18 protein-coding genes, 2 tRNA genes and 4 pseudogenes are annotated in these 24,486 nt (G+C 69.0%); 7 read left to right on the top strand and 17 right to left on the bottom strand.

Going from position 1 to position 24,486, the window contains the following annotated elements:
• Position 1 precedes the first annotated feature (1 nt).
• Entirely contained in the window at positions 2-568 is a 567-nt protein-coding gene (locus C6A87_RS09915; RefSeq protein WP_311117070.1) for a DUF3515 domain-containing protein, read from the top strand.
• Here the strand turns inward: C6A87_RS09915 and C6A87_RS09910 are convergent.
• Genes C6A87_RS09910 through C6A87_RS09900 form a run of 3 tightly spaced genes read right to left on the bottom strand, consistent with a single transcriptional unit; the run spans position 565 to position 3,791 of the window.
• On the bottom strand, positions 565-1,668 hold the full coding sequence (locus C6A87_RS09910; RefSeq protein ID WP_311117069.1) for a D-alanine--D-alanine ligase family protein: 1,104 nt from the start codon (positions 1,666-1,668) through the stop codon (positions 565-567). The two genes, C6A87_RS09915 and C6A87_RS09910, sit on opposite strands and share 4 nt — an antisense overlap.
• A 29-nt stretch (positions 1,669-1,697) precedes the next feature.
• Positions 1,698-2,807: a cystathionine gamma-lyase gene (locus tag C6A87_RS09905; protein WP_311117068.1), complete on the bottom strand. Its 1,110-nt coding sequence runs from the start codon at positions 2,805-2,807 to the stop codon at positions 1,698-1,700.
• A 6-nt stretch (positions 2,808-2,813) separates the two neighbouring features.
• Positions 2,814-3,791: an NAD(P)H-dependent glycerol-3-phosphate dehydrogenase gene (locus C6A87_RS09900; RefSeq protein ID WP_311117874.1), complete on the bottom strand. Its 978-nt coding sequence runs from the start codon at positions 3,789-3,791 to the stop codon at positions 2,814-2,816.
• A gap of 53 nt (positions 3,792-3,844) precedes the next feature.
• Here C6A87_RS09900 and cofC point away from each other — a divergent pair, with 53 nt between their 5' ends.
• The 3 genes from cofC to C6A87_RS09885 are packed head-to-tail and all read left to right on the top strand — an operon-like array spanning position 3,845 to position 7,718.
• Complete coding sequence (cofC, locus tag C6A87_RS09895) at positions 3,845-4,510, top strand: 2-phospho-L-lactate guanylyltransferase (RefSeq protein WP_311117067.1); 666 nt, start codon at positions 3,845-3,847, stop codon at positions 4,508-4,510.
• Positions 4,511-4,558: 48 nt separating this feature from the next.
• The gene (locus C6A87_RS09890; protein ID WP_311117873.1) at positions 4,559-6,745 is read left to right on the top strand and encodes an RNA degradosome polyphosphate kinase; all 2,187 of its coding nucleotides are present in this window, start codon (positions 4,559-4,561) and stop codon (positions 6,743-6,745) included.
• Positions 6,746-6,785: 40 nt separating this feature from the next.
• The gene (locus C6A87_RS09885; RefSeq protein ID WP_311117066.1) at positions 6,786-7,718 is read left to right on the top strand and encodes an NUDIX hydrolase; all 933 of its coding nucleotides are present in this window, start codon (positions 6,786-6,788) and stop codon (positions 7,716-7,718) included.
• An 89-nt stretch (positions 7,719-7,807) separates the two neighbouring features.
• Here the strand turns inward: C6A87_RS09885 and C6A87_RS09880 are convergent, their stop codons facing one another.
• The 3 genes from C6A87_RS09880 to leuC all read right to left on the bottom strand — a co-directional run bounded on the left by C6A87_RS09880 (position 7,808) and on the right by leuC (position 10,721).
• Complete coding sequence (locus tag C6A87_RS09880; protein ID WP_311117065.1) at positions 7,808-8,464, bottom strand: HU family DNA-binding protein; 657 nt, start codon at positions 8,462-8,464, stop codon at positions 7,808-7,810.
• Between the two features lie 201 nt (positions 8,465-8,665).
• Positions 8,666-9,259 carry a 3-isopropylmalate dehydratase small subunit gene (leuD, locus tag C6A87_RS09875; RefSeq protein WP_311117064.1) on the bottom strand — a complete coding sequence of 198 codons (594 nt, stop codon included), beginning with the start codon at positions 9,257-9,259 and terminating at the stop codon, positions 8,666-8,668.
• Between the two features lie 16 nt (positions 9,260-9,275).
• Positions 9,276-10,721: a 3-isopropylmalate dehydratase large subunit gene (gene leuC, locus C6A87_RS09870; RefSeq protein ID WP_311117063.1), complete on the bottom strand. Its 1,446-nt coding sequence runs from the start codon at positions 10,719-10,721 to the stop codon at positions 9,276-9,278.
• 38 nt (positions 10,722-10,759) lie between these two features.
• Between leuC and C6A87_RS09865 the strand changes: the two are divergent.
• Positions 10,760-11,457: pseudogene (locus tag C6A87_RS09865) on the top strand (IclR family transcriptional regulator).
• A gap of 76 nt (positions 11,458-11,533) precedes the next feature.
• On the opposite strand, the gene C6A87_RS09860 reads toward C6A87_RS09865, so the two are convergent.
• The 4 genes and pseudogenes from C6A87_RS09860 to C6A87_RS09845 form a co-directional block, all read right to left on the bottom strand.
• Positions 11,534-11,606 (bottom strand) — tRNA-Glu (locus C6A87_RS09860).
• A 61-nt stretch (positions 11,607-11,667) separates the two neighbouring features.
• Positions 11,668-11,742: transfer RNA gene (locus C6A87_RS09855), tRNA-Gln, on the bottom strand.
• 118 nt (positions 11,743-11,860) lie between these two features.
• Positions 11,861-13,345 carry a glutamate--tRNA ligase gene (gene gltX / locus C6A87_RS09850; protein ID WP_311117872.1) on the bottom strand — a complete coding sequence of 495 codons (1,485 nt, stop codon included), beginning with the start codon at positions 13,343-13,345 and terminating at the stop codon, positions 11,861-11,863.
• A 2-nt stretch (positions 13,346-13,347) separates the two neighbouring features.
• Positions 13,348-14,132 (bottom strand): annotated as a pseudogene (locus C6A87_RS09845) (fumarylacetoacetate hydrolase family protein).
• 116 nt (positions 14,133-14,248) lie between these two features.
• On the opposite strand from C6A87_RS09845, the gene C6A87_RS09840 reads away from it, so the two are divergent.
• On the top strand, positions 14,249-15,457 hold the full coding sequence (locus C6A87_RS09840) for an MFS transporter (RefSeq protein ID WP_311117062.1): 1,209 nt from the start codon (positions 14,249-14,251) through the stop codon (positions 15,455-15,457).
• Positions 15,458-15,475: 18 nt separating this feature from the next.
• Here C6A87_RS09840 and C6A87_RS09835 read toward each other — a convergent pair whose 3' ends face one another.
• From C6A87_RS09835 to serA, 3 genes are read right to left on the bottom strand one after another with little or no spacing between them, the layout of a single operon-like run.
• Positions 15,476-16,051 (bottom strand): hypothetical protein, encoded by a 576-nt coding sequence (locus C6A87_RS09835; protein ID WP_311117061.1) that lies wholly within the window; start codon positions 16,049-16,051, stop codon positions 15,476-15,478.
• A gap of 38 nt (positions 16,052-16,089) precedes the next feature.
• On the bottom strand, positions 16,090-17,100 hold the full coding sequence (locus C6A87_RS09830) for a 3-isopropylmalate dehydrogenase (RefSeq protein WP_311117060.1): 1,011 nt from the start codon (positions 17,098-17,100) through the stop codon (positions 16,090-16,092).
• Between the two features lie 8 nt (positions 17,101-17,108).
• Positions 17,109-18,695, bottom strand: coding sequence for a phosphoglycerate dehydrogenase (serA, locus tag C6A87_RS09825; protein WP_311117059.1), 1,587 nt, complete (start codon positions 18,693-18,695; stop codon positions 17,109-17,111).
• Between the two features lie 32 nt (positions 18,696-18,727).
• Here serA and C6A87_RS09820 point away from each other — a divergent pair.
• A pseudogene (locus C6A87_RS09820) lies at positions 18,728-20,162 on the top strand (phytoene desaturase family protein).
• A 10-nt stretch (positions 20,163-20,172) separates the two neighbouring features.
• Here C6A87_RS09820 and C6A87_RS09815 read toward each other — a convergent pair.
• The 4 genes and pseudogenes from C6A87_RS09815 to C6A87_RS09800 all read right to left on the bottom strand — a co-directional run bounded on the left by C6A87_RS09815 (position 20,173) and on the right by C6A87_RS09800 (position 24,211).
• The gene (locus tag C6A87_RS09815; RefSeq protein WP_311117058.1) at positions 20,173-20,793 is read right to left on the bottom strand and encodes a DUF3159 domain-containing protein; all 621 of its coding nucleotides are present in this window, start codon (positions 20,791-20,793) and stop codon (positions 20,173-20,175) included.
• 88 nt (positions 20,794-20,881) lie between these two features.
• Entirely contained in the window at positions 20,882-21,883 is a 1,002-nt protein-coding gene (ilvC, locus tag C6A87_RS09810; RefSeq protein ID WP_311117871.1) for a ketol-acid reductoisomerase, read from the bottom strand.
• Between the two features lie 50 nt (positions 21,884-21,933).
• Positions 21,934-22,437 (bottom strand): acetolactate synthase small subunit, encoded by a 504-nt coding sequence (ilvN, locus tag C6A87_RS09805; RefSeq protein WP_311117057.1) that lies wholly within the window; start codon positions 22,435-22,437, stop codon positions 21,934-21,936.
• Positions 22,434-24,211, bottom strand: a pseudogene (locus C6A87_RS09800) (acetolactate synthase large subunit). The gene ilvN and the pseudogene C6A87_RS09800 overlap by 4 nt, the downstream one beginning before the upstream one ends.
• Positions 24,212-24,486: the final 275 nt, after the last annotated feature.

Genomic DNA, 24,486 nt, shown 5'->3' with positions numbered 1-24,486 from the left:
GGTGAGCAGCCAGACCACCGACGGTCCCCCGCGGGCGGCGCTGATCGCCGCGCTCGTCATCGCCGTCGGCGGGGTCGTCGCGGTGATCGTGACCATCGCGGTCATGCAGCGCACGCCGCAGGCCCAACCCGTAGCGATCGCGGCGCTGCCCGCCCCCGCGGCCCAGAGCCCACAGTGCGCCGCCCTGCTCGACGCCCTGCCCGACGAGCTCGGCGACTACCGCCGCGCCCCGCTGGTGGACCCGGCACCGCCCGGGACGGCCGCCTGGCAGCGGGAGCAGCCCGGCGAGGCGCTGATCCTGCGGTGCGGCCTGGACCGGCCCGCCGAGTTCGTCACCGGCGCGCCGGTGCAGGTGGTGGATGCGGTCCAGTGGTTCCGTGTCCAGGAACCCGGGGCGGTGCAGGATTCACGGAGCACCTGGTTCGCGGTGGACCGGCCCGTGTACGTGGCGCTGACGCTGCCCGCAGATTCGGGTCCGACGCCGATCCAGATGCTCTCGCAGACGATCGCCGACACCTGGCCTGCACGCGCGCCGGAGCCGGGCCCGGTCGGGCCGCCGCCCCGTTAGCGCAGGCCGGTGCCGCGGGCCACGGCCGTGTCGACCATGGTCGCCAGCAGGGTCGGGTAGTCGACGCCGCCGGTCGCCCACATCCGCGGATACATCGAGATCGTGGTGAATCCCGGCATCGTGTTGATCTCGTTGATGACCGGGCCGTCATCGGTCAGGAAGAAGTCGACCCGGGCCAGGCCCTGGCAGTCGATCGCCTGGAACGCCCGGATCGCCAGCGCCTGGATCTCGCCGGCGACATCGTCGTCGACCTTGGCGGGCACGTCGAGCTCGGCGGCGTCGTCGAGGTACTTCGTCTCGAAGTCGTAGAAGCCGTCGTCCCTGCCGCGCACCCCGGCCACCCTGATCTCCCCGACGGTGCTGGCCGCCAGCCGGCCGTCGGGAAACTCCAGCACGCCGCACTCCAGCTCACGACCCGCCACCGCGGCTTCGACGATGACCTTCGGGTCGTGGCGCCGGGCCAGTTCGACCGCACGGTCCAGGTCGTCCCACGACGTGACGCGGCTCACGCCGATCGACGAGCCGCCGCGGGCCGGTTTGACGAACACCGGCAAACCCAGCCGCTCCCGGTCCTCCAGCGACACGGTGGCGTCCCGCGGACGCAGCACCACGTGGTCGCCGACCGGCAGGCCGGCAGCGGTGAGCAGCTTCTTGGTGAACTCCTTGTCCATGCCCGCCGCGCTGGCGAGCACCCCCGCACCCACATACGGCACGCCGGCGAGCTCGAGCAGACCCTGGATCGTGCCGTCCTCGCCATAGGGGCCGTGCAGCACCGGGAACACCACGTCGACCGACGCCAGCAGCTGCCCGGCACCCTCCCCGAGGGAGACCAGCTGACCGCGCCGGCCCGGATCGGCGGCCAGGGCGAGCTCGGCGCCCGAGTCGGCGCTGACACCGGGCAGCGCGCCGTCGGTGATCGCCAGGGTCTCGGGCCTGCCGTCGGTGAGCACCCAGGAACCCTCGGGAGTGATACCGACGGCGACCACCTCGAACCGCTGCGGGTCGAGGTTGCGCAGGATGCTGCCTGCGGAAACACACGAGATCGCGTGTTCGGAGCTACGTCCGCCGTAGACGACGGCGACGCGGATACGGGCAGTCACAACCTAGAGAGGCTACCGGCCCGGCGCGCTCACGCCGTCCCGAGTGCCCGCCGGACGTCGTCGACGATGTCGTCGGTGTCCTCGATGCCGAGCGAGATCCGGGCGAACCCGTGCGGAACCGGGTCACCCCAGCGGGCCCGTCGGTCGACCGAGGTGTGGATGCCGCCGAAACTCGTCGACGCGACCAGCAACTCGCTTCTGCCGACGAGGTCGTGCACCGCGCGGGCGTCGGCCAGTTCGACGGAGACGATCCCGCCGAAGCGCCGCATCTGCGCCGCCGCGACGGCGTGGGACGGATCTTCGGGCAGGCCCGGGTAGCGCACCGAGCGCACCGCCGGGTGCGAGCGCAGCATCAGAGCCAGCGCCGCGGCGTTCTGGCACTGCCGCTCGAACCGCAGACCGGCGCTGCCCAGGCTGCGCAGCACCAGCCACGCCTCGAACGCGCCGAGGATGGGTCCGGCCAGCAGCCGTTCGCGGTTGATCTTGTCCATCAGTTCGGGGTGGCTGCCCGCGACGTAACCGGCCAGGACGTCGTGGTGACCGGCCAGCGTCTTGGTGGCGCTGGCCACCACCAGGTCGGCGCCGAACGACAGCGGCTGCTGTCCGAACGGGGTGGCGGTGGTGTTGTCCACCACGAGCAGGGTCTGCTGCGCCCGGCACGTCATCGCCAGCCGATGCAGGTCGACCACGTCCAGGCCGGGGTTCGACGGCGTCTCGGCCAGCACCACGTCCGCTCCGCGGGCGGCGTCGCACATCTGTGCGCACCGCGCCTCCACGACGGTGACCCCGCGCGGGGCGAGGTACTCCCGGGCATACGCGCGCACCTGGTAGTAGCCGTCGGCGGGCACCACGATCGTGCGCCCCGGCTCGGCGACGGTCCGCAGCACCGCGGTCAGCGCCGCCATGCCCGAGCCGAAAGTCAGCGCCGCGGAGGCGCCTTCGAGCTGAGCCAGCGCGGATTCCAGCTGCCGCCAGTTCGGGTTGGACTTACGCCCGTAGGTGTCCAGGGTTTCGTCCTCGTCGGCGGCGAGGTGATACGCCGCCGCCGGCATCGGCGTCGGCGCCACCGGTATTCCTGGAATCGACTCAGCCCCAAGGGCTTTGATGCTCCTGGTGGAATCTCCGTAGGTGCCCGCCATGTGCCCTCACTCCGGTTTGGTGGTGCGGCCCAGCAGCAGGGCCACCGCCTCGTCGACCGACAGGCCCTTGTGGCATACCCGGTGGACGGCCTCGGTCAACGGCATCTCGACGTCGTAGCTGGAGGCCAGCGCCAGCACCGACCGGCACGAGGTGACGCCTTCGGCGACGTGGCCGCCGGTCGCCTCGCGCGCGGCCTCGATGGTCCCGCCTTTGCCGAGCCGTTCACCGAAGGACCGGTTCCGCGAGTACGGGGAGCTGCAGGTGGCCACGAGATCGCCGATCCCGGCCAGGCCCGCCAGCGTGGTGGGCTTGGCGCCCAACGCAATTCCGAGCCGCATGATCTCGGCCAGCCCGCGGGTGATGATCGCCGCGGCGGTGTTCTCCCCCAGTCCGACACCTGCGGCCATCCCGCAGGCCAGCGCGATGACGTTCTTGCATGCGCCGCCGATCTCGGCGCCGATGACGTCGGAGTTGGTGTACGGGCGGAAGTAGCCGGTGGCCAGCGCACGCTGCAGTGCCACCGCGCGGCCGGAGTCGGTGCAGGCCACCACGGTGGCGGCGGGTTGCTCGGCGGCGATCTCGCTGGCCAGGTTCGGCCCGGTCACCACCGCGACCCGGGCGGGGTCCGCACCGGTCACCTGCGTGACGACCTGACTCATCCGCAGCAGCGTGTCCAGTTCGATGCCCTTGGCCAGACTGACCAGTGAGGCGTCGGGCTCAAGGTGGCACTTCCATTGCCCGAGATTGGTCCGCAGGGTCTGCGACGGAACGGCCAGCAGCACCGTGCACGCCCCGGCGAGCGCTTCCGCGGCGTCGCTGGTGGCCCGGATGGACCCGGGCAGCGCGGTGTCCAGGTAACCGGGATTGCGATGGGTCCGGTTGATCTCCTCGGCCAGCTCCGGCCGGCGCGCCCACAACCTGACCTCGTTGCCGGCATCGGCCAACACTTTCGCGAGGGCTGTTCCCCACGCCCCGGCACCCATCACCGCCGCCTCTACCACGGCATCAGAGTAGCCGGGAATAATCTGCTGGCAGGATGGCGCTCGTGAGCGGCATGAACACCAACCACGCCGACGTCGGCCTGGTGATCGCGGTCAAGCGGCTCACCGCTGCCAAGACACGCCTGGCGCCCGTGTACTCGGCGGCCGCGCGGGAGGACGTCATGCTGGCGATGCTCGTCGACACCATCACCGCGGCGATGGCCGTGCCTGCGGTGCTCTCGGTGCTCATCGTGACCCCCGACCAGGATGCCGCCGACGCGGCCCGCGGGCTCGGCGCCCGGGTACTCGCCGACCCGACACCGCAGGGCCATCGAGACCCGCTGAACAACGCGCTGTCGGCGGCCGAAGCCGATGCCCGCCGGGAGAGCGCCAATATCGTTGCGCTGCAAGGTGATCTGCCCGCACTACAGACCGAGGAACTGGCCGGGGCGATCGCCGCGGCGCGCGCACACCCGCGCAGTTTCGTCGCCGACCGGCACGGCACCGGCACCTCGGCGCTGTTCGCGTTCGGCGTCGCGCTGGACCCGCGATTCGGGCCAGACTCCGCGCGACGGCACCGCCGTTCCGGGGCGCAGGAACTGACCGGATCCTGGCCCGGGCTGCGCTCGGACATCGACACCCCCGACGACCTGCTCGCCGCACGCGACCTCGGCGTCGGCGCGGTGACGGCGCAGGTTATCGGGCGCATCATGAATCGTTAACCCGACTCGGTGGCAGGAGCACCCGGATATAGGGAATCATCGACTCACATGACCGAAGCCCAGACCCGGCAGGATCAGGCGGAGCCAGCCGAGGCACCGGAGACGCTCTCCCCGCCCCCAGCGCCGGCGGATTCAGCACCCGTGGCGCCGCCGGCGGCGACGTCTCCGACGGTCGAGAACCCGTTGCCTGAGGACCGCTACCTCAACCGGGAACTGAGCTGGCTGGATTTCAACGCCCGGGTCCTGGCGCTGGCGGCCGATCCGTCGCTGCCGCTGCTGGAGCGCGCGAAGTTCCTGGCGATCTTCGCGTCCAATCTCGACGAGTTCTACATGGTGCGGGTCGCCGGGCTGAAACGCCGCGACGAGATGGGGCTGTCGGTGCGCTCGGCCGACGGCCTGTCACCGCGGGAACAGCTGCGCCGGATCAGCGAGCGCACCCAGCAGATCGCCAGCAGGCACGCGCACGTGTTTCTCGACGCGGTGCGGCCCGCCCTCGCCGACGAGGGCATCATCATCGTCACCTGGTCCGAACTCGACGAGGCCGAACGCGGCCGGCTCTCGACCTATTTCCACGAGCAGGTGTTCCCCGTGCTGACACCGCTGGCCGTCGATCCTGCGCACCCGTTCCCGTTCGTCAGCGGGCTCAGCCTCAACCTCGCGATCACCGTCAAACAGCCCGACGACGGTGGCCAGCACTTTGCCCGAATCAAGGTGCCGGACAACGTCGACCGCTTCGTGGAGCTGTTCAGCCGGGAGGGCACGCCGGGCACGGTGCGGTTCCTCCCGATGGAGGAACTGATCGCGGCGTTCCTGCCGGTGCTGTTCCCGGGCCTGGAAATCGTCGAACACCACGCGTTTCGCATCACCCGTAACGCCGACTTCGAGGTGGAAGAGGACCGCGACGAGGATCTGCTGCAGGCGCTGGAACGGGAACTGGCCCGTCGCCGCTTCGGATCTCCGGTGCGCCTCGAGGTCTCCGACGACATGACCGAGGGCATGCTGGAGTTGCTGCTTCGCGAGCTCGACGTCGCACCCGGCGATGTGGTCGAAGTGCCCGGGCTGCTGGATCTCTCATCGCTGTGGCAGATCTACGGCGTGGATCGGCCCGCGCTCAAGGACCCGCCGTTCGTGCCCGCGACCCCGTCGGCGTTCGGTGAACGCGAGACCCCCAAGAGTATTTTCGCCGCGCTGCGCGACAGCGATGTCCTCGTGCACCACCCGTACGACTCGTTCTCGACCACCGTGCAACGGTTCATCGAGCAGGCCGCGGCCGACCCCAACGTGCTCGCGATCAAACAGACCCTGTACCGCACCTCCGGCGACTCGCCGATCGTCAACGCGCTCATCGACGCCGCCGAGGCCGGCAAGCAGGTGGTGGCGCTCGTCGAGATCAAGGCCAGGTTCGACGAACAGGCCAACATCAAGTGGGCGCGTGCGCTGGAACAGGCAGGCGTGCACGTGGTGTACGGCTTGATCGGCCTGAAGACACACTGCAAGACATGTCTGGTGGTGCGCCGGGAAGGATCGACGATCCGGCGCTACTGCCACGTCGGCACCGGCAACTACAACCCGAAGACCGCGCGCCTGTACGAGGACATCGGTCTGCTGACCGCCGCCCCCGACATCGGCGCCGACCTGACGGACCTTTTCAACTCGCTGACCGGCTACTCGCGCAAGGAGTCCTACCGCAACCTGCTGGTCGCGCCGTTCGGCGTGCGCAAGGGCATCATCGAGCGCATCGAGCGCGAGATCGCCGCCACCCGGGACGGCGCCGACGGACGGATCCGGTTGAAGGCCAATGCTTTGGTCGACGAGCAGGTCATCGACGCGCTGTACCGTGCCTCGCAGGCCGGTGTGCGCGTCGAGGTCGTGGTCCGGGGCATCTGCGCGCTGCGCCCCGGCGAACTCGGCTTCTCGGAGAACATCACGGTGCGGTCGATCCTCGGCCGGTTCCTGGAACATTCACGGATCATTCATTTCCGCGCGATCGACGAGTACTGGATCGGCAGCGCCGACATGATGCATCGTAATCTCGACCGGCGCGTGGAAGTGATGGCGCAGGTTAAGGATCCGCGGCTGACCGCCCAGCTGAACGAGATCTTCGAATCGGCGACCGATCCGAGCACCCGGTGTTGGGAGCTCGGCCCCGACGGGCACTGGACGGCCTCGCCGCAGGAGGGGCACACCGTGCGCGACCATCAGCGGTCGATGATGGAACTCCACAGGCACCCGTAGCCTCTCTCCGGGACCGGCTGGACGACACGCAGGAGTTGAGGTGCCCAAGGAGCACAAGCGGGATGCAGTCGTGGTGAAGAAGGCGCCCGTCCTGGCCGCCGGCGCGGTGCTGTGGCGGCCTCAGGAGTGCACGGGCGCATCGGAGGTCGCACTCGTGCACCGTCCGCGCTACGACGACTGGTCGCTTCCCAAGGGGAAGGTGGATCCCGGCGAGACCGAACCGGTCACCGCGGTGCGCGAGATCGAGGAGGAGACCGGTTACCGCGCGCGGCTCGGGCGCCGGCTGCCGACCATCACCTATCCGGTCGACCACGCCACCAAGAACGTGCGGTACTGGGCTGCGCGCTGCCTCGGCGGTGAGTTCCACCCGAACGACGAAGTCGACGAACTGCGTTGGCTCGCCCCCGAGGACGCGATGCCGCTGCTGAGCTATCCGCACGACCGCAAGGTTCTGCGGCACTTCCGCAAGCAGCCGGCCGACACCCAGACGGTGCTCGTGGTGCGTCACGGCACCGCGGGCGACAAGAAGCGTTACCGCGGTGACGACCGAAAACGTCCGCTGGACAAGCGCGGCCGCGCCCAAGCCGAATCCTTGGTGGGACAACTGCTGGCGTTCGGCGCCGAGGAGTTGTTCGCCGCCGACCGGGTGCGGTGCCGGCAAACGCTGGACCCGTTGGCCGAGGAGCTCGGGGTGGGGATCCACGACGAGCCGGCGCTGACCGAAGAGGCCTATGCCGAGGACCGCAAGACCGCCCGCCACCGCGTCCTGGAGATCGCGGAGAAGTCGGTGACACCGGTGATCTGCACTCAGGGCAAGGTGATTCCGGACCTGATCTCCTGGTGGTGCGAGCGCGACGGGGTGCGGCCGGACAAGTCACGCAACCGCAAGGGCAGCACCTGGGTGATGTCGCTGTCGGACGGCCGGTTGATCGCCGCCGATCACATCAGCAGCCCGCTGCCCCCGAAGAAGTGACGCCGCAATTGAATTCAACCTAGTCGGCAGGACACACACAAACACGCCGCGGATCAGTTGATCCGCGGCGTATCCGTGTGGAACGTGACTTACTTGCGTCCGCGCTTGGCCGGAGCCTTCTTCGCGGGCGCCTTCTTGGCGGCGGTGGGCTTCTTGGCCGGTGCAGCCTTGGTCGCAGCCTTCTTGGCCGGAGCCTTCTTGGCCGGTGCTGCCTTCTTGGCGGCGGTGGCCTTCTTGGCCGGTGCCGCCTTCTTGGCGGCGGTGGCCTTCTTGGCCGGTGCCGCCTTCTTGGCGGCGGTGGCCTTCTTGGCCGGTGCCGCCTTGGTCGCAGCCTTCTTCGCCGGAGCCTTCTTGGCCGGTGCGGCCTTCTTCGCAGCAGCCTTCTTGGCCGGAGCCTTCTTGGCCGCCTTGCGGGCGGTCGTCGCGGTCACGCCGCGCTTGACCGCCGGACCCTCGGCCGGAAGCTTCTGTGCGCCAGAGACAACAGCCTTGAACTGAGCGCCGGGACGGAACGCCGGGACTGAGGTGGGCTTGACCTTCACGGTCTCACCGGTGCGCGGATTGCGCGCCACGCGTGCTGCGCGACGACGCTGCTCGAAAACACCGAAGCCCGTGATGGTGACGCTCTCACCCTTGTGCACGGCGCGCACGATGGTGTCGACAACGTTCTCCACCGCCGCAGTCGCTTGCCGACGATCCGAGCCCAATTTCTCCGTGAGTACGTCGATGAGCTCTGCTTTGTTCATGCAAAACCTCCGAAACCAGTGGTCCTCTCTGGACCGACTAGTGGACACGGTAAACCCATCACGTGCTGATTTCCAAGAGCCACGCGCAATTTCAGGCCCATTCAGCGAACATTTTTCAATCCGCTTGGCCCCCTTACCGTCCTGCGGGAGGTTGCGAAAAGAGGGTTTCGGATGCGGGATTTCGGTCTTTTCAGCCCCCGCTCACGCCGGCAAGGTACGCGGTTTCCACTCCGGCCGATGCTGCTCGAAATCCTCGATCTCGTCGACTTTCCGCAGCGTAAGGCCTATATCGTCGAGTCCTTCGAGCAGTCGCCAGGCGGTGTAATCGTCAATGTTGAACGGCACCATCATGGTTCCGGCGGTGATGGTCCGATCTTGAAGATTCACAGTGATTTCCGTGCCCGGATGCTGCTCGATGAGCTTCCACAACAATTCGACGTCATCTTGGGACACTTCGGCGGCCAGCAGGCCGGCCTTTCCGGCGTTGCCCCGGAAAATATCGGCGAATCGGGACGAGATGACTACCCGGAATCCGAAGTCCATCAGCGCCCAGACCGCATGCTCGCGTGACGAGCCGGTGCCGAAATCGGGGCCGGCGACCAGAACCGAGCCCTTGTCGAAGGGCGGCGAATTCAGAATGAAGGACGGGTCGTTACGCCAGGCGGCGAAGAGGCCGTCCTCGAATCCCGTTCGCGTCACCCTCTTCAGGTAGACGGCGGGGATGATCTGGTCGGTGTCGACGTTCGAGCGGCGCAGCGGAACGCCGATCCCGGTGTGAGTGCGAAAAGCTTCCATGACGGTCTCCTGGGTCTCAGTGGGCGGATTCGCCGGCGAGGTCGGCGGGGGATGACAGGGTGCCGCGCACCGCTGTCGCGGCGGCGACCGCGGGCGACACCAGGTGTGTGCGGCCCCCCTTGCCCTGCCTGCCTTCGAAATTGCGGTTGGACGTTGATGCGCACCGTTGCCCGGGCGCGAGCTGATCGGGGTTCATGCCGAGGCACATCGAGCACCCCGCCTGGCGCCATTCCGCGCCTGCGGCAGTGAAGATCTCACCCAGACCCTCGGATTCGGCCTGGGCTCGCACCCGCATGGAGCCCGGCACCACCAGCATCCGGACGTTGTCGGCGACCCTGCGGCCGCGCAGCACCTCGGCGACCACCCGTAGGTCCTCGATCCGGCCGTTCGTGCACGAACCGACGAAGACCGTGTCCACCGGAATCTCCCGCATCGGGGTACCCGGGCGAAGGTCCATGTAAGCCAAAGCCTTTTCGGCCGCCTGTCGCTCCCCCTCGTCGAAGATCATCTCGGGGTCCGGCACCGTGGCGGACAGCGGAACGCCCTGGCCGGGATTGGTCCCCCAGGTGACGAACGGGCTCAACGTCGAGGCGTCGAGATAGATCTCGGTGTCGAACTCGGCGCCGTCGTCGGTGCGCAGCCGGCGCCAGGCCTGCACCGCGGCATCCCAGTCGGCGCCCTGCGGCGCATGCGGGCGGCCGCGCAGGAACTCGAATGTCGTCTCGTCCGGGGCGACCATGCCGGCCCGGGCGCCGGCCTCGATGCTCATGTTGCAGATCGTCATCCGGCCTTCCATCGACAGCGATTCGATGGCACTGCCCCGGTATTCGATCACGTAGCCCTGACCACCGCCGGTGCCGATCTTGGCGATCACGGCCAGGATGAGGTCCTTTGCGCTGACCCCTGGTGGCAACTTCCCGTCGACGTTGACCGCCATCGTCTTGAACGGCCGCAGCGGAAGTGTCTGGGTGGCAAGCACATGCTCGACCTCGGAGGTGCCGATGCCCATCGCGAGTGCGCCGAACGCGCCGTGGGTCGAGGTGTGGCTGTCGCCACAGACGACCGTCATCCCGGGCTGGGTCAGGCCCAGCTGCGGACCGATGATGTGCACGATGCCCTGCTCGACGTCGCCCATGGGGTGCAGCCGGATTCCGAATTCCTCACAGTTGCGGCGCAGCGTCTCGACCTGGGTGCGCGACACCGGATCCGCGATCGGCTTGTCGATGTCGATCGTCGGCACGTTGTGGTCCTCGGTGGCGATCGTCAGATCGGGCCTGCGGACCTGACGGCCGGCGAGCCGGAGCCCGTCGAACGCCTGCGGACTGGTGACCTCGTGGACCAGATGCAGGTCGATGTAGATGAGGTCGGGCTCACGTGCGGCACCTTCGCCGGTGCCGGTGACGACGACATGGTCGCTCCACACCTTCTCGGCGAGCGTGCGGGGCTGGTTCGCGTTGGCCATCTTGACTATCTCACAATCTGGGAAGCTAGTATCTCCTTGTGAGACAGAATAGCGGCATCGGCGTGTTGGACAAAGCGGTCACCGTGTTGCACGCGGTGGCCGAGTCCCCCTGCGGTCTCGCCGATCTGTGTGCACGCACCGACCTGCCGCGGGCGACCGCCCACCGGCTTGCCGTCGGCCTGGAGGTGCACCGCCTGCTCGCCCGCGACGGCGACGGACAGTGGTGCCTGGGCCCGGCTCTGGTCGAACTCTCCGGCCACGTCAACGATCCACTGCTGGCCGCGGGCGCGGTGGTGCTGCCGCGGCTGCGCGAACTCACCAGCGAGAGCGTGCAGCTTTACCGCAGAGAGGGCACCACCCGAATCTGCATCGCGGCTCTGGAGCCGCCCGCCTGCGCGACACCGTGCCCGTCGGCACCCAGCTGCCGATGACGGCGGGCTCGGGCGCCAAGGTGCTGCTCGCGTTCGCCGACCCGACCACCCAGCAGGCGGTGCTGCCGGCGGCCACGTTCACCGACCGCACCCTGGCCGAGGTCCGCAAGCGCGGCTGGGCGCAGAGCGTGGCCGAACGCGAGCCCGGAGTGGCCAGCGTCTCGGCCCCGGTCCGCGACGGCCGGGGCGCGGTGATCGCCGCGGTCTCGGTGTCCGGCCCGATCGACCGGATGGGCAGGCGGCCCGGGGCCCGCTGGGCCGCCGATCTGGTCGCGGCCGCGGATGCGTTGACGCGCAGGTTGTGACAAGGATCTCTCGGCACCCTGCGAGGGCGCGCACAAAAAAACTCCGGTCCTCGTGAGGACCGGAGTTTTCTCGTTGTACCCCCGATGGGATTCGAACCCACGCTACCGCCGTGAGAGGGCGGCGTCCTAGGCCGCTAGACGACGGGGGCTAGAACTGGTGCCGGTTGGAAAGCATAGCTCAGGTGAGAATGCAGACCTAATCAGTGGCTTTGGCTGGGGTACCAGGACTCGAACCTAGAATGGCGGTACCAGAAACCGCTGTGTTGCCAATTACACCATACCCCAAAGCGAACTTGTCACCGCTGGTCACAAGCCGTTTTTCGACCTAGCGCGTTGCGGTTGTCCCGCTCGGCGCCTCAACTCCGGCCGACGAGCAGACTACCAAAGATTTCGGAGTGGTTTTTCACGCCTCCTCCGTTACGGCCGCTGCGGCGTGTTCCCGGCCGGCCCGTAGCCGCGCCAGGCTGCGGTCGCGGCCCAGAAGCTCCAGCGACTCGTACAGCGGCGGGCTCACAGACGAGCCTGTGACGGCCACCCGGACCGGACCGAAGGCCTTGCGGGGTTTGAGCTCCAGACGCTCGATCAGCGCCGCTTTGAGCGCCTCCTCGATGGTGGCCGCATCCCACATCGCGATGCCGTCCAGCGCCTCCAGAGCCGCGTCGAGCACCGGCACCGCCGCGGCCTTGAGCTCTTTGGCCGCCGACCGCTCGTCGAGCGCGAACGACGCGTCGTCGAGGAACTTGAGCAGATCCCAGGCGTCGCCGAGCACGACGATCCGGGTCTGCACCAACTCGGCCGCCTCGGCGAACTGCGCGTCGTCCAGGCCCGTGCGGTGCCCGTGGGCGGCGAAGTAGTCCGCGAGCCGACGGGTGAAGTCGGCCGGGTCGAGCATCCGGATGTGCTCGGCGTTGAGCGCGTCGGCCTTCTTCTGGTCGAAGCGCGCGGGATTGGAGTTGACGTCGGCGACGTCGAACGCGGCCACCATCTCCTGGAGGCTGAAGATGTCACGGTCGTCGGCGATCGACCAGCCCAGCAGGGCAAGGTAATTGAGCAGGCCCTCGGGGATGAATCCCCGGTCGCGGTGCAGGAAGAGGTTCGACTGCGGATCCCGCTTGGACAGCTTCTTGTTGCCCTCGCCGAGCACCGGCGGCAGGTGGGCGAACTTCGGTGTCATCTCCGCCACACCGATGCGGGTCAGCGCGGCGTAGAGCGCGAGCTGGCGCGGCGTGGACGGCAGCAGATCCTCGCCACGCAGCACGTGGGTGATCTTCATCAACGCGTCGTCGACCGGATTGACCAAGGTGTACAACGGGTCTCCGCTGCCGCGGGTGAGCGCGAAATCGGGCACCGAACCGGCCGGGAACGTCGTCTCGCCACGCACCAGGTCGGTCCACGTCATGTCGGTGTCGGGCATCCTCAACCGCACGACGGGCCGCCGGCCCTCGGCGCGGAACGCCGCGCGCTGTTCGTCGGTCAGGTCACGGTCGTGGTTGTCGTACCCGAGTTTCGGGTTCCGGCCGGCGGCGAGGTGACGCGCCTCGACCTCCTCGGCCGTCGAGAACGCCTCGTAGGCCTCGCCGGCGGCGAGCAGACGCTCGATCACGTCCAGGTAGATCTCGCGGCGCTGGGACTGGCGGTAGGGGCCGTACGGGCCGCCGACCTCGGGGCCCTCGTCCCAGTCCAGGCCCAGCCACCGCAGGGCGTCCAGCAGCGCCTGGTAGCTCTCCTCGCTGTCGCGCGCGGCGTCGGTGTCCTCGATACGGAACACGAACGCGCCGCCGGTGTGGCGCGCGTAGGCCCAGTTGAACAGCGCGGTCCGGATCAGCCCGACGTGGGGTGTGCCGGTCGGCGACGGACAGAATCTGACACGAACAGCCGCATCCGAGATGGTCACGATCTTCCTTTTCTCACAACGGGATTGGTGAGGGTTCCGATCCCCTCGACGGTGATGCTCACGGTGTCGCCGTGCTCGAGCGGACCCACTCCCTCCGGCGTTCCGGTCAGGATGAGGTCGCCGGGCAGCAGCGTCATCACCGCCGAGATCCACTCGATGATCGCGCCGATGTCGTGGATCATCATCGAGGTCCTGCTGCGCTGTTTTACCTCGCCGTTGACCTCGGTGCGGATCTCCAGATCCGACGGGTCGAGATCGGTGACGATCCACGGACCCACCGGGCAGAAGGTGTCATGGCCCTTCGCCCGTATCCACTGGCCGTCCTTCTTCTGCTGATCCCGGGCCGACACGTCGTTGGCGATCGTGTAACCCAGGATGTTCTCGGCCGCGCGGGACGCCGGAACGTCCTTGCAGGGCCGATCACCGCCGCGAGCTCACCCTCGAAATGCACCGGATCGGCGTCGGCGGGAAGCTGGATCGGCGTGTAGGGCCCGACGATCGCGGTGTTCGGCTTGAGGAAGATGATCGGATCCTCGAACGTGCCGCCGCCCATCTCCTCGATGTGCGCGGCGTAGTTCTTGCCCATGCAGACGACCTTGCTCGCCAGGATCGGCGCGAGCAGGCGCACGTCGGCCAGCGGCCACTGCCTGCCGGTGAAGGTCGGGGTGCCGAACGGGTGCTCGGCGATCTCGCGGGCGACCGCGGCGGCCGGGTCCTCGGGGGGGCCTTCGATCGCGACGAAGGCGACTCCATCAGGGCTGGCTATTCGTCCGAGACGCATACCGCCAGCCTAGTGCCCGCGCCGGGCCCGCCCGTCGGCGCGCCACCGACCGGATGCCGTCTCACATCATGAGATATAGGTTCAGCATTTTGGGACGCTTGTGCAAGCATGGCGCCATGGGAACCCGCTCGATCAGCTCGCTGCGACGCTGGTCGATGCTGGCCATCGGACTGCTGGCCACGCTGTGCGCCAACGTGTTCATCAACGGCGTCGCCTTTCTGATCCCGACGTTGCACGACGAGCGCGGGCTCGACCTGGCCGCCGCGGGTCTGATGTCCTCGCTGCCCAGCCTCGGCATGGTGGTGACGCTGATCGCCTGGGGGTATGTCGTCGACCGCGTCGGCGAACGGGTGGTGCTGGCCCTGGGGTCGGCGCTGACCGCGGCCGCGGCGCTGGCCGCGGCGACGGCGGACTCCCTTCCGGCGACAGGGATTTTCCTGTTCCTCGGCGGGATGGCGGCCGCGAGCAGCAACACCGCCAGCGGCCGGCTGGTGGTCGGCTGGTTCGAGGCCGAGCAGCGCGGCCTGGTGATGGGCATCCGGCAGACCGCTCAACCGCTGGGCGTCGGCTTCGGCGCGCTGGTGATCCCGCGCCTGGCCCAGAGCGAGGGCGCCGCAGGAGCGCTGCTGTTCCCCGCGGTGGTGTGCGCGGCCGCGGCGGTGCTGTGTGCGGTCGCGGTGATCGACCCGCCGCGCCCACCGCGGGCCGAGGCCACCGACGCCGACCTGGCCAACCCGTACCGGGGGTCGTCGATGCTGTGGCGCGTCCATCTCACCTCCGTGCTGCTCGTCGTCCCGCAGGTGGTGGTGTGGACGTTCACGCTGGTGTGGTTGATCTCCGCGCACGGCTGGTCACCGGAATCGGCGGGCCTGCTGGTGATGGCGGCCCAGATCCTGGGCGCCGCCGGCCGGATCGGCGCCGGCCGGTGGTCGGATACCTACGTCCGTCGCACCGGCGACGTGATCGCCTCCCGGCTGCGGCCCATCCGCACGATCGCCGCGGCCGCGGCGGCGGCGATGGCGCTGCTGGCGCTGACCGACTGGCTCGACTCACCGGCAAGCATCGCGTTGATGATCGTCGCGTCGGTGATCACGGTGTCGGACAACGGTTTGGCGTTCACGCTGATCGCCGAGTACGCCGGACCGTTCTGGAGCGGGCGCGCACTGGGCACCCAGAACACCAGCCAACTGTTCGCTCAGGGTGTCGCTCCCCCGCTGTTCGGCGCGCTGATCGCGGTCGCCGGGTATCCGGTGGCGTTCGCGGTGTGTGCGCTGTTCCCGTTGCTGGCCATCCCCGCGGTGCCGCGCGACGTCGCGCCGAAGTAACGGTCGCCGCTTCGGGATTCACCCCGTCCCGGGCGGGCGTGCCGGACAGCGGCGGCGCGGAAGTCCCATCAACGCCGCGCCCAGAAAGCACAGCGCCCCGACGAACGTCCCGAGGTTGGCCAGCCACTCGTCGGCGGTGACACCGTCCGTGCGCACGAACGCGCCGACCGCCGACACCGCGAACGCGACACACCCGATCAGGTTGACCGCATCCGCCACCCACTCGCGGGACCCCAGATCCGGCCCACCGTCGGCGGCGGTCACCGCCGCCATCGCCAGCACCCCGCTGATCAGGAACATCAGCGACCCGGTCGCGTCGGGAACCCAGACGTCACGACGCTCGGTCTGCACCGCGTGCGCCCACACCGCGGCGCCGGTGCTGAGGTTGAACAACACCGTGCCGACGAATTGCACTGCGGCCGCAGACCATTCGACCCGCCTGGCCCGATCGGTGAGATCCAACTGCATCCACGCGGCGACCGTGAAGAACCAGGAACCGGCAAAGCACAGCAGGTTGGCCGGGCCCGCACCCGCCCACGCGGCGAATCCGGGCGCGGTCGCCGACGCGAAGAACGACGCACCGATCGCGAACAACCGGTACTGACGGCCCGGCGTCGCGAATCCGGCGATGGCTACAGCTTCGCCAGGATCCGCTCGCCGACCTCGACGGTCGACAGTTTCCGGTCTCCCCGGGTGGCCAGGTGCTCGGCGACCGCGGCGTCGACCTTGGCCGCGGCGTCGATCTCGGCCATGTGCGCCAGCAGCAGCGACACCGACATGATGGCCGCCGTCGGATCGGCGATCCCCTGGCCGGCGATGTCGGGCGCGCTTCCGTGTACCGGTTCGAACATCGAGGGATGGGTCAGCGTGGCATCGATGTTGCCGCTGGCCGCCAGTCCGATACCACCGCACACCGCGGCGGCCAGATCGGTGATGATGTCGCCGAACAGGTTGTCGGTGACGATCACGTCGAACCGGCCGGGATCGGTGACCATGTGGATGGTCGCGGCGTCGACGTGCTGGTAGCCCACCTCGACCTCCGGGAACTCGGTGGCCACCGCCTGAACCGTGCGCCACCACAGCGATCCGGCGTTGGTCAGCACGTTGTTCTTGTGCACCAGGGTCAGATGCTTGCGGCGCTGCTGCGCCCGCTTGAACGCGTCCTGCACCACCCGGCGGACCCCGAACGCGGTGTTCACGCTGACCTCGGTGGCGATCTCGTGCGGTGTCCCGACGCGGATCGCGCCGCCGTTGCCGGTGTAGGGCCCCTCGGTGCCCTCCCGCACCACGACGAAATCGATCTCCGGGTCACCGGCGAGCGGGCTCTTCACCCCCGGGTAGAGCCGGCCGGGCCGCAGGTTGATGTGGTGGTCGAGTTCGAACCGGATGCGCAGCAGCAGTCCGCGTTCGAGCACCCCGCTGGGCATCGACGGGTCGCCGATGGCGCCGAGCAGGATCGCGTCGTGGCCCTTCAGCTCCTCCAGCACCGAGTCCGGCAGGACCTCGCCGGTGCGGTGGTACAGCCGCGCGCCGAGGTCGTACTCGGTCTTCTCGACGCCGGGCAGCACGGCGTCGAGCACTTTGAGTGCCTCGCCGACGACCTCCGGTCCGATGCCGTCACCGGCGATCACTGCCAACTTCATCGACGGGCTCACGTCAGGTCCACCACTTCCAGCGTCACGGCGTGCACGTCCTTGCCGATGGCGGCCAGCACGTCCTCGGGCACTTCACGGTCCAGGCGCAGGATGATCGTCGCCCCGCTGCCCTCGGCGTCCTGGCTCAGCTGTGCGGCCAGGATGTTCACCGCCGCCCCGCCCAGCAGGGTGCCGATCTTGCCGAGCGCGCCGGGCTGGTCGTCGTAGTTGATGATCAGGTTGACGCCCTCGGCGCGCAGATCCAGGTTGCGGCCGTTGATCTGGACGATCTTCTCGACCAGCTGCGGACCCGACAGCGCGCCGGCCACGTTGACGCTGGAGCCGTCGGCGCCGACCGCACGCACGTCGACGACGCTGCGGTGGTTCGGGCTCTCCGACGCGGTGCTGATCGACGCGTCCACGCCGCGCTCGGCGGCCAGGGCGGGTGCGTTGACGAACGTGACGGGATCCTCGATCACCGCAGAGAACAGGCCGCGCAACGCGGAGAGCTTGAGCACCTCGACGTCTTCGCTGGCGAGCTCACCCTGCACCTGCACCGACAGCGACACCGGCAACTCGCTGGACAGCACGCCGGCGAGCAGACCGAGCTTGCGCACCAGGTCCAGCCACGGCGCCACCTCCTCGCCGACCGTCCCGCCGCCGACGTTGACCGCGTCGGGCACGAACTCACCGGCCAGCGCGAGCTTCACGCTCGCCGCGACGTCGGTGCCTGCCCGGTCCTGCGCCTCGGCGGTCGACGCGCCGAGGTGCGGGGTCACCACGACCTGCGGCAGCTCGAACAGCGGGCTGTCGGTGCACGGCTCGGTGGAGAACACGTCGAGGCCCGCGCCCCGGACATGGCCCGCGGTGATCGCGTCGGCCAGCGCCTGCTCGTCGATCAGCCCGCCGCGGGCGGCGTTGACGATGATCACGCCCGGCTTGGTCTTGGCCAGCGCCTCCTTGCCGATCAGGCCCGCGGTCTCCTTGGTCTTGGGCAGGTGCACCGAGATGAAGTCGGCGCGGCTCAGCAGCTCGTCGAGCGTGAGCAGCTCGATGCCCAGCTGCGCGGCCCGCGCCTGGGACACATACGGGTCGTAGGCGGTGATGTGGGCGCCGAACGCCGCCAGCCGCTGGGCCACCAGCTGGCCGATGCGGCCCAGGCCGACCACGCCGACGGTCTTGCCGAAGATCTCGGTTCCGGAGAACGCCGAGCGCTTCCAGGTGTGCTCGCGCAGCGTCGCATCGGCGGCCGGGATCTGGCGGGCGGTGGACAGCAGCAGCGCCAGGGCGTGTTCGGCGGCGCTGTGGATGTTGGACGTCGGCGCGTTGACCACCAGCACCCCGCGCGCGGTCGCGGCGTCGACGTCGACGTTGTCCAGACCGACGCCCGCGCGGGCCACGATCTTGAGTTTGGGGGCCGCGGCGAGAACCTCGGCGTCGACGGTCGTCGCCGAACGCACCAGCAGCGCATCGGCGTCGGGCACCGCGGCCAGCAGCTTCTCCCGGTCCGGGCCGTCGACCCAGCGGACCTCGACCTGGTCGCCCAGGGCCTCCACCGTCGATTGGGCCAGCTTGTCGGCGATCAGTACTACAGGAAGACTCACGAGGTCTCAGCCTAATGGGCTCTAATGTCCAGGTGGAATTGACCGTCGTCGGGAGTGGGCCCAACGGACTGGCCGCGGCCGTGATCTGCGCGCGAGCAGGGGTTTCGGTGCGGGTGATCGAGGCGCAGACCACACCCGGCGGCGGTGCGCGCACGCTGGCCGACCCCGAGTTCGGCGGTGTGACGCACGACATCTGTTCGGCGGTCCACCCGTTGGCGTTGGCTTCGCCGTTCTTCGCCGAGTTCGATCTGCCCGCCCGCGGCGTCACGCTGGCGGTGCCCGAGGTGTCCTACGCCAATCCGCTGCCGGGGCGCCCGGCGGCCATCGGCTACCGCGATCTCTCGCGCACCTGTGACGAACTCGACGACGGCGCTTCGTGGCGACGGCTGCTAGGGCCGCTGGCCGCCGATTGCGACGGCGTGGTCGGCCTGCTGCTGGGCGACAAGAGGTCCGTGCCGCCCAGCCTGCCCGCCGCGCTGCGGGTCGCTCCCCGGCTGCTCGCCCAGGGCAGCCCGGCGTGGGGCACGCTGGCCGGCGAGGATGCCCGTGCCTTGTTCACCGGTGTTGCCGCACATACGATTTCGCGGATGCCGTCGCTGGTGTCGGCCGGCGCCGGCCTGATGCTGGCCACCCTCGCGCACGCGGTCGGCTGGCCGATCCCGGTCGGCGGCTCGCAGGCGATCCCCGACGCGCTGATCGCCGACCTGTTGGCCCACGGCGGCGAACTCGTCGTCGGGGAGGAGGTGACCAGCCCGCCGTCGGGCGTGGTCCTCTACGACACCGCGCCGACGGCGCTGTTGGACATCTACGGCGACCGGCTACCGTCGCGGTACGCAAAGACGTTGCGGCGCTACCGTTACGGGCCCGGGGTGGCCAAGGTCGATTTCGTGCTGTCCGGCGACATCCCGTGGCGGGACGCCCGCCTGGCCGACGCGCCGACGCTGCACATGGGCGGCGACCGCGCCACGATGGCGTTGGCGGAGAAGGAGATCGCCGCGGGCCGGGCACCCGCGCTGGCCGATGGTGCTGGCCTCGCTCCCCCACCTGGCCGACCCGAAACGGGTGGACGCGCAGGGCCGTCGGCCGCTGTGGGCCTACGCCCACGTGCCCGCGGGATCGACGGTCGACATGGCCGAGACGGTCACCGAGGTGTTCGAGCGGTTCGCGCCGGGCTTCCGCGACGTGGTGGTCGGCGTGCGCAGCGTGCCCGCGGCGCGCCTGTCCGAGCACAACGCGAACCTGGTCGGCGGCGACATCGGGGTGGGCGGCAACAACATGGTCAGCGCCCTGACCGGACCGGCGTTGCGGTGGAATCCGTGGTCGACGCCGATCCCGAAGGCCTACCTGTGTTCGTCGGCGGCCCCGCCGGGGGGCGGCGTGCACGGGATGGCCGGCCTCTACGCCGCCCGGACCGTGCTGCGCCGCGAGTTCGGCATCAAGGACCTGCCGTCCCTCGCGCCGCGGTGATGCCGGCTCGCTACGACGCGCCCTTGGGCAGCGTCCGCATCGCCGTCCGGATGGCCAGGTAGATCAGTGTCGAGGTGACCAGGAAGATCGGCCAGCCCATCGCGATCCGCGCCACGGCGAGCATGCCCTCCTGGTCGGTGTCGTACAGATGGAACTGCACCCCGAAGCGCGTCGCGGACACCACCGCCATCATCAGCGTGACGAGGTCGAACGCGGTGCGCACCCGGCGGGTACGCCGCCAGGTGTCGTCGCGGCCGGTCATCCAGGCCCAGACCACCCCGATCAGCGGCCGGCGGGCCAGCACCGATCCGGTGAACAGGACCGCCATCGCCAGATACATCCAGATGCCGGGCAGGTAGAAGTCCTTGGCCTGACCGGTGGCGAGCGCGAAGCCCGCCCCCACCGCGATCCCGGCGAATCCGAACAGCGCGGGCCGCGTCGACTCGCGACGCACCAGCTGCCAGGTCAGGATCACCGCACCGGCGGCCACCGCCGCGACCAGCGCGGGCATCAGCCCGACCGCGGCGTTGAGCGCGGCGAACATCGTCACCGGCAACGCCGTGTACACCAGTCCTCGCAGGCCCCCGGCACGGGCCAGCAGCGCGGCGGCCGGCGTAGAGGTGCCCGTCATGAGCACCGAGCGTACCGATTGACGCGAATCGGGCGCGTTCGGCGACCCCAGGGGTTGCCGAACGCGCCCGATTCGTCCAGATGTGGTGTTACGCCGTCTCGGTGATGGGCCGGTCGACCCAGCTCATCAGGTCGCGCAGCTTCTTGCCGGTGACCTCGATCGGGTGCTCGGCGTTCTTCTTGCGCAGCGCCTCGAGCTCCTTGTTGCCGCCCTCGACGTTGGCGACCAGGCGCTTGACGAAGGTGCCGTCCTGGATGTCCTTGAGGATGGCGCGCATCCGCTCCTTGGTGTCGGCGTCGATGACCCGCGGGCCCGACAGGTAGCCACCGAACTCCGCGGTGTCGGACACCGAGTAGTTCATCCGCGCGATGCCGCCCTCGTACATCAGGTCGACGATGAGCTTGAGCTCGTGCAGCACCTCGAAGTAGGCCATCTCCGGGGCGTAACCCGCCTCGACCATGACCTCGAAGCCGGCCTTGACCAGTTCCTCGGTGCCACCGCACAGCACGGCCTGCTCGCCGAACAGGTCGGTCTCGGTCTCTTCCTTGAAGTCGGTCTTGATGACGCCGGCGCGGGCACCGCCGATCGCCGCGGCGTAGGACAGGCACAGCGCCTGGCCCTCACCCTTGGGATCCTGGTCGACCGCGATCAGGCACGGCACACCCTTGCCGTCGACGAACTGGCGGCGCACCAGGTGGCCGGGCCCCTTGGGGGCGACCATGCCGATGGTGACGTTGGCAGGCGGCTTGATCAGCCCGAAGTGGATGTTCAGACCATGGCCGAACAGCAGCGCGTCACCGTCGTTGAGGTTGGGCTCGATGTCGTTCTTGAAGATCTCGGCCTGCGCGGTGTCGGGCGCCAGCAGCATGATCACGTCGGCCCACTTGGCGACCTCGGCCGGGGTGCCCACCTCCAGGCCCTGCTCGGTCACCTTCTCGCGTGACTTGGAGCCCTCCTTGAGACCGACCTTCACCTCGACGCCGGAGTCGCGCAGGCTCAGCGAGTGCGCGTGCCCCTGACTGCCATAGCCGATGACGGCGACCTTGCGGCCCTGGATGATCGACAGGTCCGCGTCGGCGTCATAGAACATCTCAACTGCCATTTTCGTGAATCTTCTTTCTTCGGTTTGCTTTTAGGTTCTTACTTGGTGCTGATACCGCGAGGCCCGCGGGACAGCGAGACCACACCGGACTGCACGATCTCGCGGATCCCGTAGGGCTCGAGCACCCTCAGCAGCGCCTCGATCTTGCCAGGTGTCCCGGTGGCCTCCACGGTCAGCGACTCGTTGGAGACGTCGACGACCTTGGCCCGGAACAGGTTGACCGCCTCGATCACCTGTCCGCGGGTGGCGGCGTCGGTGCGGACCTTGATCAGCGCGAGCTCGCGCGCGACCGAGTTCTCCTCGTCCTGCTCGACGATCTTGATCACGTTGATCAGCTTGTTGAGCTGCTTGGTGATCTGTTCCAGCGGGGACTCCTCCACGTCGACCACGATGGTCATCCGGGAGAGGTTCTTGTGCTCGGTGGCTCCGACGGCCAGCGACTGGATGTTGTAGCCGCGGCGGGAGAACAGCGACGCCACCCGGGCCAGGACGCCGGGCTTGTCCTCGACGAGGACCGACAGGGTGTGGGTGGTACTCATCACGCATGTCCCTCTTCGTTGTCGAACAGCGGACGGATACCGCGCGCCGCCTGGATCTCGTCGTTGCTGGTGCCTGCGGCCACCATCGGCCACACCTGCGCGTCGGCGCCGACGACGAACTCGACCACCACCGGGCGGTCGTTGATCGCGCGGGCCTGGTTGATGACGTCGGCGACGTCCTCGGCGCGTTCACAGCGCAGCCCGACGCACCCCAGCGCCTCGGACAGCTTGACGAAGTCCGGGATGCGGCGGGTGTGGGTGGCCAGATCGGTTTGGCTGTACCGCTGTTCGTAGAACAGCGTCTGCCATTGGCGCACCATGCCCAGGTTGCCGTTGTTGATCAGCGCGACCTTGATCGGCACGCCCTCGATGGCGCAGGTGGCGAGTTCCTGATTGGTCATCTGGAAGCAGCCGTCGCCGTCGATGGCCCACACCTCGGCCTCCGGGCGGCCCATCTTGGCGCCCATCGCCGCGGGCACCGCGAAGCCCATGGTGCCCAGACCACCGGAGTTGATCCAGGTCTTCGGGTTCTCGTAGGAGACGAACTGCGCCGCCCACATCTGGTGCTGGCCCACCCCGGCCACGTAGACCGCGTCCGGGCCTGCCATCTTGCCCAGCGTCTCGATCACGAACTCCGGCGACAGGCTGCCGTCGCTCTGCGGGCCGTAGCTCAGCGGGTAGGTCTCCTGGATCCCGCGCAGGTACTCCCACCAGCTGTCGAGCCGGCGTTCTTCGCCGGCGCGCCGGCCCGGCGCAGCACCTCGATCAGCTCGGTGATGACGGCCTTGACGTCGCCCACGATCGGCACGTCGGCGTGCCGGTTCTTGCCGATCTCCGCGGGGTCGATGTCGGCGTGGATCACCTTGGCGTCGGGGGCGAACGAATCCAGCTTGCCGGTGACGCGGTCGTCGAACCGGGTGCCCAGCGCGACCAACAGATCGCTGCGCTGCAGCGCGGCCACCGCGGAGACGGTGCCGTGCATGCCGGGCATGCCCAGGTTCTGCGGATGGCTGTCCGGGAACGCGCCGCGGGCCATCAGCGTGGTGACCACCGGGATGCCGGTGAGCTCGGCCAGCTCGGCCAGCTGCTCGCTGGCCTCGCCGCGGATCACGCCGCCGCCGACGTAGAGCACCGGCTTGCGCGCCTCGGCGATCAGCTTGGCGGCCTCGCGGATCTGCCGGTTGTGCGGCTTGGTGTTCGGCTTGTAACCGGGCAGCTCGAACTGCGGGGGCCACGCGAAGGTGCACTCCCCCTGCAGGATGTCCTTGGGGATGTCGACCAGCACCGGTCCGGGGCGCCCACTGGCGGCGATGTGGAAGGCCTCGGCGATGACGCGGGCGATGTCGTCACCGTCACGCACCAGGAAGTTGTGCTTGGTGACCGGCATCGTGATGCCCGAGATGTCGGCTTCCTGGAACGCGTCGGTGCCGATCAGCGCACGGCCGACCTGCCCGGTGATCGCCACTATCGGGATCGAGTCCATGTAGGCGTCGGCCAGCGGGGTCACCAGGTTGGTCGCCCCGGGACCCGAGGTGGCCATGCACACACCGACCCGGCCGGTCGCGTGGGCGTAACCGCTGGCCGCGTGTCCGCCGCCCTGCTCGTGCCGCACCAGCACGTGGCGCAGCTTCTGTGAGTCGAACAGCGGGTCGTAGACCGGGAGCACCGCCCCACCCGGGATACCGAAGATGACCTCGACGCCGAGTTCCTCAAGCGATCGGATGACCGCCTGCGCTCCGCTCATCTGTTGCGGGGCAATGGTATTCGGTTTGCGTATGGTTTGCGACGGGGCTGTCGCGGAGTTTTGCTTCGCGGTAGCCGCTGTCCCGTTCGTCGGGGTCTCCGACTGCTCGGGCGGTCGCGTGGTGGGTGCGCTCACGGTGTCCTCTGGTCTTTCTCGGTCGGCTTATCTTCTCAAATCGGTGCTGAGGCAACAAAAAACCCTCGCCAGCCCGGCGGCTGTACGAGGGTTGCGCGTCGATGCTGTTGTGCTATGCCCGAAGCAGGGCCAGCGCGGCATCAACGCGCAACCCAATTACTACGAGCATGGTC

The sequence above is a fragment of the Mycobacterium sp. ITM-2016-00317 genome (assembly GCF_002968295.1).
In the GTDB taxonomy this organism is placed as follows: Bacteria; Actinomycetota; Actinomycetes; order Mycobacteriales; family Mycobacteriaceae; genus Mycobacterium.
This window is presented reverse-complemented; position numbering and strand designations above follow the sequence as displayed.